Raw genomic sequence first — 15,072 nt, forward strand, 5'->3', positions numbered from 1 at the left:
CAGAACAAGAACGAACCAGCCTGCGGGCAATTTATCCGCCGTCGCCCAACGCCTGGCACACCGGCCTAAATAGTCGCCCCGGCGCTTCGTTTGTCATGGGTAAGGGTCTGTGTGCCCAGCCCCCTCTTTTTTGACTTTCCGGGAAGTATTTATGACCGATGCCAAACGCGGCGCCTTCAACGGCCTGCTCGCACTGATCAGGCCCTTTCGCACCATCGTGACGGTGTCCGTTGCGCTGGGCATGGTCGGCGGCCTCGCCATCACCCTGTTGCTGGCCACCATCAACAACGCCCTGCATTCGGCGGACGGCATGACCCAGGGCGTGGTCATGACCTTTGCCGCGCTGTGCGTGGTGGCACTGGTCAGCTCGATCATTTCCGACATCGGCACCAACTACGTGGGGCAACGCATCATTGCGGCGCTGCGCAAGGACCTGGGCGAGAAAGTCCTGTCAGCGCCCATCGGCCAGATCGAGCGCTATCGCTCCCATCGCCTGATCCCGGTGCTGACCCATGACGTCGACACCATCAGCGATTTCTCCTTTGCGTTTACCCCGCTGGCCATCGCCGCCACGGTCACGCTCGGCTGCCTGGGCTACCTGGCGTACCTGTCGGTGCCGATGTTCCTGATGATGGTGGTGGCGATCATCATCGGCAGCACCGTGCAATTCATTGCCGGCGGCAAGGGCATCCAGGGCTTCGACCTGGCTCGCGGGCATGAGGATGAGCTGCAGCGTTACTACAACGCCATTGCCTCCGGCGCCAAGGAACTGCGCATGCACCGTCCACGGCGCTTTCGCATGAACACCCACCGCATCCAGGAAACCGCCGACCTGATCAGCGATATCCAGGTGCGGTCGGTGAATATCTACATTCTCGCCAAGACCTTCGGTTCGATGCTGTTCTTTGTGGTCATCGGCCTGGCCCTGGCGATGCAGGCGTACCGGCCCAACCCGGACCCGACCGTGATCACCGGCTTTGTACTCGTGCTGCTGTACATGAAAGGCCCGCTGGAACACCTGTTGGGCTACCTGCCGGTGGTGGGCAAGGCGAAGATTGCCTTCGGCCGTATCAGCGAGCTGTCGGAGCGCTTCTCGTCGCCGGAACCGCACCTGTTGATGGACGACAGCGAAGCACCGAAACCTGTGGTCAACAGCCTCGAACTCAAGGGCGTGAGCTACAGCCCGCCGGCGGTCGAAGGCAGCGAGCCGTTCCACCTGGGCCCGATCAACCTGAGCATCAAGCAAGGCGACATCGTGTTCATCGTCGGCGAAAACGGCAGCGGCAAGACCACCCTGATCAAGCTGCTGCTGGGTCTGTACCCGCCCCAGGCCGGCGAAATCCGCCTCAACGGCGAAGCGGTGACCGCCGCCGAACGCGACGACTATCGCCAGTTGTTCACCACGGTGTTCTCCGACTACTACCTGTTTGACGACCTGGTGCAAGGCAGCGCCGCGCAGTCACTGGACAGCGCCAGCAAGTACCTGGAACGCCTGGAGATCGCACACAAGGTCAGCGTCAAGGACGGCGTGTTCAGCACCACCGACCTCTCCACCGGGCAGCGCAAACGCCTGGCGCTGGTAAACGCCTGGCTCGAAGAACGCCCGGTGCTGGTGTTCGACGAATGGGCCGCCGACCAGGACCCGGCCTTTCGCCGCATCTTCTACACCGAGCTGCTGCCGGACCTCAAACGCCTGGGCAAAACCATCATCGTGATCAGCCACGACGACCGCTATTTCGACATCGCCGACCAGTTGGTGCGCCTGCGCGCCGGCCAGGTGGTGCATGAGATGGCACTGGCGTGAAATTTATTTTCCGGTTTCCCCAAGTAGGAACGTCTCACTAGTGGTAATGAGAATTGACCTCAACAAACACTTAGAATTGCCCACTTAAAAACATAGAAGAGAAAACATCCATGCCAGCACGACTCGGTCTCAGCCCCCTGAGCAAAGCGCTATCCATGCGCCGGGCCCTGAACATCAACCTTCTTCCGAGTGCCCTTGTGCTTGCGGTGTCGCTGCCGATTGCGGGCTATGTACAGGCCCAGGAGATCGAGTTGAATATTCCCGCACAGCCGCTGGGGAGCGCGCTGCAGGAATTCGGCCGGCAGACCAATGTGCAGGTGTTGTATAGCCCGGGGGATGTGCAGGGCAAGAACAGTAATGCGGTCAAAGGCAAGCTGGACCCGCAACTGGCAATCGGCACCCTGCTGGCAGGCACCGCGACCACCCACAGCCTCAGCGGCAACTCGCTGACCGTCACCGCCGCGGGGGCGGCGACCGGTCTGGAGCTGAGCCCCACCCAGGTCACCGGCAACATGCTCGGCAACGTCACCGAAAACACCGGGTCCTACACACCGGGTACTCTCGCGACCTCCACACGCCTGGTCCTGACGCCAAAGGAAACGCCGCAGTCGGTAACCGTCGTCACCCGTCAACACATGGACGATTTCGGCCTGAACAACGTGGATGACGTAATGCGCCACACGCCGGGCATTACGGTTTCCGCCTTCGATACCGAGCGCAGCAACTACTACGCCCGGGGTTTCTCCATCAATAACTTCCAGTACGACGGGATCCCGTCCACCTCGCGCAACGTCGCCTACTCGGCAGGCAACACCCTGAGCGACATGGCGATCTACGACCGGGTCGAAGTGCTCAAGGGCGCCACCGGCCTGCTGACCGGCGCAGGTTCGCTGGGTGCAACCATCAACCTGGTGCGTAAAAAACCCACAGCCCAATTCCAGGGCCATGCCTCCCTGGGCGCCGGATCCTGGGACAACTACCGCAGCGAGCTGGACGTCAGCGGGCCGCTGACCGAAACCGGCAATGTGCGTGGACGCGCCGTCGCCGCCTACCAGGACAAGCACTCGTTCATGGACCGCTATGAGCGCAAGAGCCCGACCTACTACGGCATCATGGAGTTCGATCTGTCGCCCGATACCATGCTGACGGTGGGCGGCGATTATCAGGACAGCCTGCCCAAAGGCTCTTCGTGGTCCGGCAGCTTCCCGCTGATCGACGCCCAGGGCAATCGCAACAACGTGAAGCGCTCGTTCAACAACGCCGCCGACTGGAGCAGTTGGGAGCAGTACACCCGCACCGCCTTCGCCATGGTCGAGCACGACCTCGGTGGCGGCTGGGTCACCAAGCTGCAACTGGACCACAAGATCAACGGTTACCACGCGCTGATGGGTTCGATTCAGGGCGACACTCCGGCTCTGGACGGCACCTCGCAGCTCACCTCGGGCAAATACACCGGTGAAACCGTCAGTGACTCGGGCGACCTGTATGTAAGCGGTCCCTTCAGCCTGGGTGGCCGCGAGCATGAGCTGGTATTCGGTGGCTCCATCAGCGCCTCGGAGTGGAAGGGCAACGGTTACTGGAACCTTGCGCCCAATCTGGTCGACTTCAACAACTGGCACGGTAACGCCCGCGAACCGGACTGGGGTCAGTCGCAATCGAAAATCGACGACACCGTACGCCAGACCGGCATGTACATGACCACCCGCCTGAACCTCGCCGACGACCTCAAACTGTTGCTTGGCGGCCGCGTGGTCAACTACACAGTGACCGGCAATAACCCGACCTACCGGGAGTCGGGACGTTTTGTGCCTTACGTCGGCGCGGTATACGACCTGAACGATACCTACTCGGTCTATGCCAGCTATACCGATATTTTCATGCCGCAGGAAAGCTACAACCGCGACAGGAACGACAAACTGCTTGAGCCGGACGAAGGCCAGAACTGGGAACTGGGCATCAAGGCAGACTTCCTGGATGGCCGTGTGAACGCCAGCGCCGCCTACTTCGAGATCCATGAAGACAACCGTTCCGTGTCGGACGACGACTACAACAACTTGAAGCCTACGCCGTCGAACTATGCGTTCAAGGGCACTCAGGCCGTGACCAAGGGTTACGAGCTGGAAATGTCCGGCGAAATCGCTCCGGGCTGGCAACTCCAGGGCGGTTACACCCACAAGATCGTGCGTGACGACAAGGACGTGAAAATTTCCACGTTCGAACCGGAAGATCAGGTCAGTCTCTACACCACCTACAAGCTCAAGGGCAATCTGGACAAGTTGACCGTCGGCGGTGGCGCCCGCTGGCAGAGCGTTGGCTGGCAGGACATCTACAACAGCCCCCGTGGCGGCTACGAGGAATTCTCTCAGAAGGCCTACTGGCTGGTGGACGCGATGGCGCGTTATCAATTCACCAAAAACGTGTCGGCTACGCTGAACATCAACAACGTCTTCGACAAGTCCTACTACACCAACATCGGCTTCTATAACTCCGCCGCTTATGGCGAACCCCGCAACTTCATGCTCAGCACGCGCTGGGACTTCTAAGGCGTCTGAATCCCCGGACAAGGGGTTGAATTAAAACGCCCCGAGCCTTCAAGGCCCGGGGCGTTTTTGTGTGTGCCGCCACGCCCCATCCACGACCTGGCGCTGTCACGCAGCAAACTGGAGCCTCTGTGGCGAGCGGGCTTGCCCCGCGTTGGGGTGCGAAGCCCAACGCAGGACAAGCCTGCTCACCACAGGGAATCTGCGCTTAACTGGACGGAGTCAGGCCCCCCTGCAACATCAGGCCATCGCGGCGGCGAAGCTGCGAACGAACTCGGCGTTATCGATCAACCGATCATGGCTGGTCTCGATCAGCACCGAGCGTTCTATCGCTGATTGCCCGGTGACGTCCAGCATGCTTGCCTCAATCAACTGGCGATGCACCCCGGTACGGCTCAAGGCCGCCCACCAGCAACTGATCGGTGCCTTGATTGCCTTGAAGTCGGCATCGTGCAGGCGCTGGCCGAGAATGCGGTCAACGTCCCAGGAAATCTGCGCCTCGTGCCCACTGAGCAACTCATCCTTGAGTTCACGGAAGCGCTCACCCAGGGTCTGCTCTGCCCAGCGGCTGAATTCGGCCCACTGCTCGCCTTCCTCGGCGCCTGCCCGTTGCAGTGCTGACCATTGGGCATGAATGTGCCGCGATGACTCGGGAAACATCACCTCCAGCAACTCCACGCGCCGATCATTCGCAGAAAATTCCCGCTCGTCGACCATGACCGCTGTCTCCCAGAACGGCTTGACCCACTGCGGCGGCGAGGCGTCGATCCAACCGACACAGTCCACTTGCCGTCCCGCCTGCTCCAGGCCATAGGCAACCTCCATCGCCAGGTTGCCCCCCAGGGACCAACCGGCCAGGCGGAATGGGCCCTCGGGCTGGGCCTTCAACAATTGCGCCGTGTAATCCTCAACCATCACCGCCCAGGCAGGCACCTCGCTGCCCTCCTCGGCCAAGGCACGACACATCACCCCCATCACCGGCCGTTGCTCACGCAAGGCAAGGGCAATCGCCTTGTAGCAATGCACCGAACCGTAGCTGGGATGGAACAGGTACAGCGGTGTACCCTGAGTCTGGCTGTTGAGCCTCACGATCAACGACCGCCCGGCACTTCCCTCAAGGCATGCCGCCTGCCCTGCGACCGTCGGGTTGAGCATCAACTGACTCACCGACAACTCCACGCCGAGCGCCTTGCGAATGCGCTCCTTGAGCATCAACACCAACAACGAATGACCGCCCGACTCAAAGAAATTGTCTTCGATGCCGACCTGCTCAACCTCCAGAACCTCGCGCCACAGCGCCGCCAGCGTTTGCTCAAGCGGATTGCGCGCCGCCACGAAACGTCGCTCATGCACACTGGCGTCCGGCGCAGGCAAGGCCTTGCGGTCCAGCTTGCCATTGGGGCTCAGCGGCATCCGCTCCAGCAGCACCCATTGCGCAGGCACCATGTAGTCCGGCAGATGCGCCAGCAAGTGAGCGCCCAAGGCATCACGCCACGCTTGGGTCGAGTCCTGCAGCACCAGATAGCCCACCAGGTACTTTCCTTCATGGACCTGCACCGAAGCCTCGCGCACCTGTGGATGCTCGAGCAGGCGTGCTTCAATCTCACCCAGCTCGATGCGCAAACCGCGCAGTTTTACCTGATGGTCAAGACGCCCGATGTACTCGATCACGCCATCCATGCGCTGGCGCACCCGGTCGCCCGTACGGTACAACCGCTCGCCTGGCTGGAACGGGCATGGCACGAAGCGTTCGGCGGTAAGGCCAGGGCGCCGATGATAACTGCGCGCCAGCCCGACCCCGCCCAGGTATAACTCGCCGGCGACACCGGCGGCGACCGGCTGCAACTGCGCATCCAGCACATGCGTGCGCAGATTGGCGATTGGCCGGCCAATCGGCACGCTGTCGCGCTGCTCATCCACGCATGTCCAATGGGTCACATCGATGGCAGCCTCCGTCGGACCATACAGGTTGAACAGGCCGGCGTTCGGCAGTTTGGCGAACACCTGCTGCTGGGCGTCCACAGGCAACGCTTCGCCACTGCAGATGATGCGCTGCAAACCCTGGCAACGGGCGGCCTGCGGATCCTGGAGGAATGCCTGCAGCATCGAAGGCACGAAATGCAGGGTGGTCACCTGTTGCCGATTGATCAGCTCCACCAGGCGTGACGGGTCGCGATGATCGCCAGGGGCGGCGACCACCAGTCGAGCGCCGGTCATCAAGGGCCAGAAAAACTCCCATACCGAAACGTCGAAGCTGAACGGTGTCTTTTGCAGCACCGTATCGTCGGCGTCGAGCGCGTACGCCTGCTGCATCCACAGCAAACGGTTGGTCAGCGCGCAGTGGCGGTTGCCCGCGCCCTTCGGCTGGCCAGTGGAGCCAGAGGTGTAAATGACGTAGGCAAGGTTTTCAGCCTCCACGGCCACGTCAGGATTGGTTTCGGCATAACCGCTCAGCCAGCGATCACCCTGCTCCACCAGCAGGCAGTGCTCGGGATCACTGATCGGCAGGGCCTGCATCAGGTGCGCCTGGGTCAACAGCAGATGCACCTGGCTGTCCTCCAGCATGTAGGCCAGGCGGTCGCGCGGGTAGTCAGGGTCAAGCGGCACATAAGCGCCACCGGCCTTGAGCACGGCCAGAAGCGCCACCACCATTTCGATGGAACGCTCCATCGCCACACCCACCAGCACGTCCGGCCCGACACCCTGCTGTATCAGACGATGCGCCAGACGGTTGGCGCGAGCATTCATCTGCGCATAGCTCAGCGACGCTTCGGCAAACACCAAAGCCTGGGCATCCGGTGTACGGCTGACCTGCGCTTCGATCAACTGCTGCACGCTGTGCTGCAACGGATAATCCTGCGCCGTGTCGTTCCATTGTTCGATCATCACCCGCTCTTCCACGGACTCCAGCAGCGTCAACTGACTGACCCGCTGGTTTGGATCACCCAGCATGGCCTGCAACAGGTTCTGCCAATGACGCGCCATGCGCTTGGGCGTGGCGGCGTCGAACAGGTCGGTGGCGTAGGTCAGGGTCGCGCCCAGCCCATCGCCGGTTTCCTGGGTGTCGAGGCTCAGGTCGAATTGCGCGGTCTGTGTCCCCCAATCCAGCCCTTCAATGGTCAGGTCCGGCAGTTGCTGACCAGTGCTGGCCAGCCGCGCCTGGCTCTGGTGATTGAACATCACCTGGAACAGCGGGTTATGGCTCAGGCTGCGTTCAGGCTGCAGCGCCTCCACCAGTTGTTCGAACGGCAGGTCCTGATGGCTCTGCGCATCCAGCGCCCGGCGCTTGGCCTGCTGCAACAATTGGGTGACCGTCAGTTGGGCATCGATGTCGCCCTTGAGCACCTGCGTATTGACGAAAAAACCCACCAGACGCTCGGTCTCAACTCGATTTCGATTGGCGATCGGCACGCCGACACGAATGTCCTGTTGGCCGCTGTAACGGTGCAGCAAGCTCTGAAACGAGGCGAGCAAGACGATGAACAGCGTGACGTTTTCGCGCTGGGCCAGGGCCTTGAGCCCTGCCACCAACGCCGGGTCAAGGTTGATCTCCAGGCTGGCGCCACGGAAGCTCTGTACCGCGGGGCGCGGCCGATCAATCGGTAGCTCCAGAACTGGCTGTTCGCCACCCAGCAACGCCTGCCAGTAACCCAGTTGGCGATCACGCTCACCGGCGGCCATCCAGTCACGCTGCCACTGCGCATAGTCGGCGTACTGAATCGGCAACGCCGGCAGTTGCAGATCCTCGCCCTGGCAGTAAGCGGCGTATAACTGCACCAGCTCATCCACCATCACTTGCATCGACCAGCCATCGGACACGATGTGATGTTGCACCAGCACCAATACATGGTCGTCTTCGGCCAGGCGCAATAACGTCACGCGCAGCAACGGCCCCTGTTGCAGGTCGAACGGTCGCGCAATCTCGGCCTCGACCAGACGTTGCAAATCAGCTTCAGTGGCCCGCGCCTGCACAATGTCCACTGCGCCCACTTCACGCACCACTTGCACGGCACGGCCTGCGTCCTGATAAACCTGAGTGCGCAGGCTTTCATGCCGGGCCACCAGTGTTGCGAAGCTGCGCTGCAACGCCAGCGGGTCCAGCCAGCCACGCAGGCGCAATGTGCTGGGCAGGTGGTAGGCGGCACTGTGCGGGTCCAATTGCCAGAGGAACCATTGCCGTTCCTGGGCATACGAGAGCGCCAACGGCTGTTGACGGCTGACCGGCAGGATCGGCGGCGCGCTCGCCAACGATGCTTGCGGGTCGCTCAACGCCTCGACAAATCCCTGCAGGCGCGGTTGCTCAAACAGGGTTCTGAGGGGCACCTCTGTACACAGCAAATGACGCAGGCGCGAGATCACCTGCATCGCCAGCAGCGAGTGGCCACCGGACTCGAAGAAATGATCGGCCAGGCCGACTTGCTCCACGCCCAGCACCTCGGCCCAGATGGCCGCCACCTGCCGCTCCAGCTCACTCTGCGGCGCCACATACACCTGCTGCATCAGACTCACATCCGGCACGGGCAGGCCCTTGCGGTCGAGCTTGCCGTTGGGGGTCAGCGGCATGCGCTCGAGGAACATCAGGTGGGTGGGCACCATGTAGTCGGGCAAGCGGGTTTTCAGGGCGCTGCGCAAGGCTTCGCGCGCGCTCGATTGGGCGATGGCGTCCGTGAGCAGCGCCGTGTCCAGCGGTACCACGTACGCCACCAGTTGCTTGCCGGTCGGGCCTTCCTGGGCCACCACCACGGTTTCGCCGACACTGGGCTGCTCACGCAGACGCGCTTCGATTTCGCCCAGTTCGATACGGAAACCACGGATTTTAACCTGATGGTCAACCCGGCCCAGGTAGTCCACCACCCCGTCCGGGCGGCCCCGGGTCAGGTCGCCGCTGCGATAGACGCGACTGCCGGGCTGGCCGAACGGGTCCGGCACAAAGCGTTCGGCGGTGAGGGCCGGGCGCTCCAGGTAACCGCGCGCCACGCCCTCGCCGCCCAGGTACAACTCACCGGCCACGCCGATGGGTTGCAGGTTGAGTTGCGCGTCCAGCACGTAGCCGCTGCGGTTGCCCAGCAGCGTGCCGATGGGTGCGTACACGGCGCCGCACGGATCGCCCCGGCGCGCTTTCCACAGCAAGGGGGTGACCACGGTTTCGGTGGGGCCGTAACCGTTGAACAGGTAGGTGGGTTTCAGCGCGCGCCAGGCCAGGTCGTAACTGGCCTGGGCCACGGCATCGCCGCCGAAGCAGTAGACCCGCACGGCCGGTGGATTGCCGTCGCGTTCGGCATGCTCGGCCAGCTGTTGCAGGTACACCGGCGGGAACACCGCCATGGTCACGTTGTGGCGATGCATTTGCTGATAGGTGTATTCAGGCAACCACAGGCTGTCGTCACGGATCAGCACGCTGGCACCATTGATCAGCGGGTGCATCCAGCCCTCGTGGGAGCCGTCGAAGGCGAACGACATGAAGTGCAGTTCGCAGTCGGCCGGGCCGGTTTCATAGCGCTCGCCGGTGGCGATGATGTGCGCCACCAGCGGGCCGTGCGCCACCGCCACGCCCTTGGGCATGCCGGTGGAGCCGGAGGTGTAGATCACGTAGGCCAGGTTGTCGCCGTGCAGTGCGACATCCGGTGCGGTGAGGTTGTCGTCGGACCAGACGTGCAACTGGTCCACCGCCAGGGCTTGCAGCCCTTCGGGAATCGGCAGGCGCTGCTGCACCGCCGAGTGCGTCAGCAGCAACCGCGAACGGCTGTCCTGCAGCATGTACAGCAGACGATCACGCGGGTATTCGATGTCCAGCGGCACATACGCGCCGCCGGCCTTCATCACCGCGAGGAACGCCACCATGATCTCGGCGCTACGCGGCATGGCAATCGCCACCCGCACTTCCGGGCCGACCCCACGGGCGATCAGCGCCTGGGCCAGGCGATTGGCGCGGCGGTCGAGTTCGCCATAGGTAAGCTGTTCGTCGCCGAACTTCACCGCCACCGCATGGGGTGTTTCCTGCGCACGGTCGGCGACCAGTTGGTGCACCAGACGCCGGGACGAAAAGCCGGCGGCGCTGCGGTCCCACAGTTCAAGGATCTGCCGCTGTTCAGCAGCGTCCAGCAGGTTCAACTGGCCGAGGGCTTGCCGCGGGTTGGCGACCATGCCCCGCAGCACGTTCTGCCAGTGCCGGGCCATGCGGTGCACGGTGCCGGCGTCGAACAGGTCCGTGGCATAGCCGAGGGTGGCCCAGATGCCTTCGGCGGATTCCTGGATATCCAGGTCCAGATCGAAATGCGCGGTCTTGCTTTCCCACGCGAGGCCTTCCACCAACAGCGTCGGCAGTTGCTGCTGGACCTGGGCCTGGCCGACGTCGGTTTGGTGGTTGAACATCACCTGGAACAGCGGGTTATGGCTCAGGCTGCGTTCCGGTTGCAACGCCTCCACCAGTTGTTCGAACGGCAGGTCCTGATGGGCCTGGGCCTCCAGCGCACGCTGGTGGGTCTGCTGCACCAGTTGCTCGACGCTCATCTGCCCGTGAAGGTCAGCCTTGAGCACCTGGGTGTTGACGAAGAAGCCGATCAGGCGCTCGGTCTCGCTGCGGTTGCGGTTGGCAATCGGCACGCCGACGCGGATTTCTTCCTGGCCACTGTAGCGATGCAGCAAGGTCTGGAAGGACGCCAACAGCAGCATGAACAGGGTCACGCCCTGCTGCCGGGCCAGGGCCTTGAGGCCCTCGCTCAGTTCGGGCGCCAGCTCGAACGCCAGCCGCGCGCCTTGATGGCTTTGCACCGCCGGGCGTGGACGGTCGAACGGCAACTCCAGCACGCTGTGCTCGCCGCCGAGCATCTCGCGCCAGTAGGCCAGCTGACGCTCCTTCTCGCCCGCCTCCATCCAGTTGCGCTGCCACAGCGCATAGTCGGCGTACTGGATCGGCAACGCCGGTAACTGCACGTCCTCGCCCTGGCTGTAAGCGGCATAGAGCTGCACCAGTTCCTCGACCATCAGTTGCATCGACCAGCCATCGGAGACGATGTGATGCTGCACCAGCACCAGCACATGCTCATCGGCGGCCAGGCGCAGCAACGCCACACGCAGCAACGGGCCTTGCTGCAGGTCGAAGGGCTCGGCGATCAGCGCTTCGACGCGCGCCTGGAGTCGGGTTTCGTCGACCTCGGCCAGCGTGATCGGCAGCGCCAGGTGAGGCTCGATCACTTGAACCGTGCGGTCCGGGTCCTGGCGCAAGCGCGTGCGCAGGCTTTCGTGGCGGGCCAGCAGGGTGTCGAAACTGCGTTGCAAGGCCGCCGTGTCCAACTGCCCTTTCAGGCGCAAGGCGCTGGGGATATGGTACGCCGCGCTTGACGGCTCCAATTGCCACAGAAACCACTGGCGCTCCTGCGCGTAGGACAGCGGCAAGGGCTGCTCGCGCCCTGCCGGCAGCAACGGCGGCGCCGTGGAGAGCGCAGTGTCCGGGGTGTGCAAGGCGGCGACAAACGCGTCCAGCCGAGGGTGTTCGAACAGCGCCTTGAGCGGCACTTCCAGGCCGAGGGTGTGGCGAATCCGCGACACCACTTGCATCGCAAGCAGCGAATGCCCGCCCAGCTCGAAGAAGTGCTGGTTCAGGCCCACACGCTCGGCGCCGAGAATAGCGGCCCAGATCGCCGCCACCTGCTGCTGCAGCGGCGTGACCGGCTCCAGCCAGTCCGGTTGCACCGCGCTCGCGTCGGGTTTGGGCAACGCCTGGCGGTCCAGCTTGCCGTTGGGGTTGAGCGGCATGCGGTCGAGGAAGATCAGGTGCGCCGGCACCATGTAATCGGGCAGGTGTTCGCGCAACGTTGCCATCAGCGCCGCGCCGGCCTCGCTGCGCGCGGCTTCGTCCAGCGGCTGCGCGGGCACCAGATAGGCCAGCAGTTGATTGTCAGCCGCCAGCAGCAACGCTTCGCGCACGCTCTGTTGGGCCAGCAGCAGGGTTTCGATCTCACCCAGCTCGATGCGAAAACCGCGCACCTTCACCTGATGGTCGACCCGCCCGACATACTCGACAATCCCGTCGGCGCGGTAGCGCGCCAGGTCGCCGGTGCGGTAAAGGCGCGCGCCAGCATCGCTGAACGGGTTGGCGACAAAGCGCTCGGCCGTCAGAGCCGGCCGCTTCAGATAGGCACTGGCCAGGCCCAGGGCGCCGGCAATGTAGAGTTCGCCCACGGCGCCGGGAGGCAGCAGGTTGAGGTCGCGGTCGAGCACGTACAGCCCGCGCCCGGGCAACGCGCGGCCAATGGGGCTGGCGGTCACACCGTTGATGACGCCGGGGTCGGTGCAGTCCAGCACACTCGAGACCACCGTGGCTTCGGTGGGCCCGTAGGTATTGAGCAGGCGCACATGGCCCAGCCCCGCCCGTTGCCACAGCTGCGGGCCATCGAGCGGCATGGCCTCACCGCCGATATGGATCTGGCGCAACGCACCATAAGAGCGGGCGCCCGCTTGCAGGCAATCCTGCAGGAACAGTTTCCAATAGGCCGTGGGCAAGTCGGCCAGGGTGATGCCCTGCTCGATGATCTGCCGGTACAACTGCGCGCCATCCCACAACTGCGGGCCACGCAAGACCACGGTGGCACCGAGGGTCAGCGCCGGGTAAAGCTGTTCGACAAAACCGTCGAAGTTCAGCGTGGCGAACTGCAACACGCGATCCTGCGGCACCAGCCGTGAGTAATCGGCGGCGATGCCGGCGAATTCGCTCAAGGCCCCATGGCTGATGGCAACGCCCTTGGGTTTGCCGGTGGAGCCGGAGGTGTAGATCACATAGGCCAGGCTCTGCGGCTCGACATCGGTGGCCGGGTTGTCAGCGCAATTCAATGCCAACTGCGCCTGGATCAGGTCGATGTCCACGGCAGTTACCCGCTCGGGCAGCGGCAGCCGCTCAAGCAGGCCGGACTGGGTCAGCACGAGGCTCACACCGCTGTCCTCCAGCATGTGCAGCAGGCGTTCACGTGGATACTCGGGGTCCAAAGGCACGTAGGCCGCGCCGGTCTTGAGCACCGCCAGCAGGCTCACCACCATCGCAAAGGAGCGCTCCACGGCAATGCCCACCAGCCCCTGCGGGCCGACGCCCCGGGCCATCAGCACGTGGGCCAGGCGGTTGGCCTGCTGGTTCAATTCTCCGTAACTCAGCGCCTGGTCATCCAGGGCAAGGGCCTGGCGTTCAGGCTGGCGCTCGGCCTGGGCTTCGAACAACCGGTGCACCGCCTGCACGGCAACGCCGCCAGCCGGGGCATTCCAGTCCTCAAGCATCACGCGCTGCTGCGCCTCGCCCAGCATAGGCAATTGGGCAAGCACGCTGCGCGGGGCCTCGACCACCGCCTGCAACAGGTGCTGCCAGTGTTGCGCCAAGCGTTCGATGGTCGTGTCGTCGAACAGATCGGTGGCGTAGGTGAATGCCGCCCACAGCCCGTCGGCCGATTCGTGGGTGTCCAGGCTCAGGTCGAAATGGGTGGTCTGGCTGTCCCAGTCCAACTCCACCACACGCAGGCCCGGCAGCTGCCGGGTTTCCTGCCCGCCCTGAGCGTCGGTCTGGTGGTTGAACATCACCTGAAACAGCGGGTTCTGACTCAGGCTGCGCTCGGGCTGTAACGCCACCACCAGTTGCTCGAACGGCAGGTCCTGATGGGCCTGGGCCTCCAGCGCGCGCGTCTTGGTCTGCTGCAGCAGTTGCGCAAACGTCATCTGGCCGTCGAGGTCGGCCTTGAGCACCTGGGTGTTGACGAAGAACCCAATCAATCGTTCGGTTTCAAGGCGGTTGCGGTTGGCCACCGGCACCCCGACGCGGATATCCGACTGCCCGCTGTAGCGATACAACAGGGTCTGGAAGGAAGCGAGCAACAACATGAATGGCGTAACGCCCTCCTGCTGCGCCAGCCGCTTGAGGCCGGCGACCAGCGTCGTCGGCAAATGCACCTGCAAGCTGGCCCCGCGATGGCTTTGCTGCGCCGGCCGTGGACGGTCCAATGGCAGCTCCAGCACCGGCTGCTCGCCTGCCAGCAGGTTCTGCCAATAGGCCAACTGGCGCGCCTTTTCCCCGGCTTCCATCCAGCGACGCTGCCACAGGGCGTAGTCGGCGTACTGGATCGGCAGCTCGGGCAGTTGCGGCGTGTGCCCCTGACTGTAAGCGGCGTACAGGTGCACGAGTTCTTCCACCATCAGTTGCATCGACCAGCCATCGGACACGATGTGGTGCTGCACCATCACCAGCACATGTTCATCCTCGGCCAGTTGCAGCAGGCTCACGCGCAACAGCGGCGCCTGGTGCAGATCGAACGGCAGGGCCACCTGCGCTTGCACCTGCGCCATCAGTTGCGACTCGTCGACACGCGCCTGGCGGATCTCGACCCGCGCCTCGGGCAGCACGTGTTGCCACAGTTGCTCACCGTCTTCGACCAGTTGCGTGCGCAGGCTGTCGTGACGGGCCAGCAGCGTGTCGAAACTGCGCTGCAACGCCGCCAGGTCCAGTTGCCCGTGCAGGCGCAGGGCGCCGGGAATATGGTAGGCGGCGCTGTGGGGGTCGAGCTGCCAGAGAAACCACTGGCGTTCCTGAGCGAAGGACAACGGCAGGCTGTGGCCGTCCTCGCGGATCGAGGCAATCGGCAATTGCGCGAAGCTCATGCCACGGCTGTGCAGACGTTGGTAGAACTGCTGGCGCTGTTCCAGCGGCAGGCGAAGAAAGCGCGAAACCAGGTCGATATTAGGGTTGGAAAGCAT

The 15,072-nt window shown here is 63.6% G+C and carries 3 protein-coding genes; 2 read left to right on the forward strand and 1 reads right to left on the reverse strand.

Going from position 1 to position 15,072, the window contains the following annotated elements:
- Positions 1-151 precede the first annotated feature (151 nt).
- Both TU79_RS18550 and TU79_RS18555 read left to right on the forward strand, forming a co-directional pair.
- Positions 152-1,804 (forward strand): cyclic peptide export ABC transporter, encoded by a 1,653-nt coding sequence (locus tag TU79_RS18550; RefSeq protein ID WP_057009350.1) that lies wholly within the window; start codon positions 152-154, stop codon positions 1,802-1,804.
- 155 nt (positions 1,805-1,959) lie between these two features.
- Positions 1,960-4,347 carry a TonB-dependent siderophore receptor gene (locus TU79_RS18555; protein ID WP_057009351.1) on the forward strand — a complete coding sequence of 796 codons (2,388 nt, stop codon included), beginning with the start codon at positions 1,960-1,962 and terminating at the stop codon, positions 4,345-4,347.
- Positions 4,348-4,584: 237 nt separating this feature from the next.
- On the opposite strand, the gene TU79_RS18560 is transcribed toward TU79_RS18555, so the two are convergent.
- Positions 4,585-15,072 (reverse strand): amino acid adenylation domain-containing protein, encoded by a 10,488-nt coding sequence (locus tag TU79_RS18560; protein WP_057009352.1) that lies wholly within the window; start codon positions 15,070-15,072, stop codon positions 4,585-4,587.

Source organism: Pseudomonas trivialis (assembly GCF_001439805.1).
Taxonomy (GTDB): Bacteria; Pseudomonadota; Gammaproteobacteria; order Pseudomonadales; family Pseudomonadaceae; genus Aquipseudomonas; species Aquipseudomonas trivialis.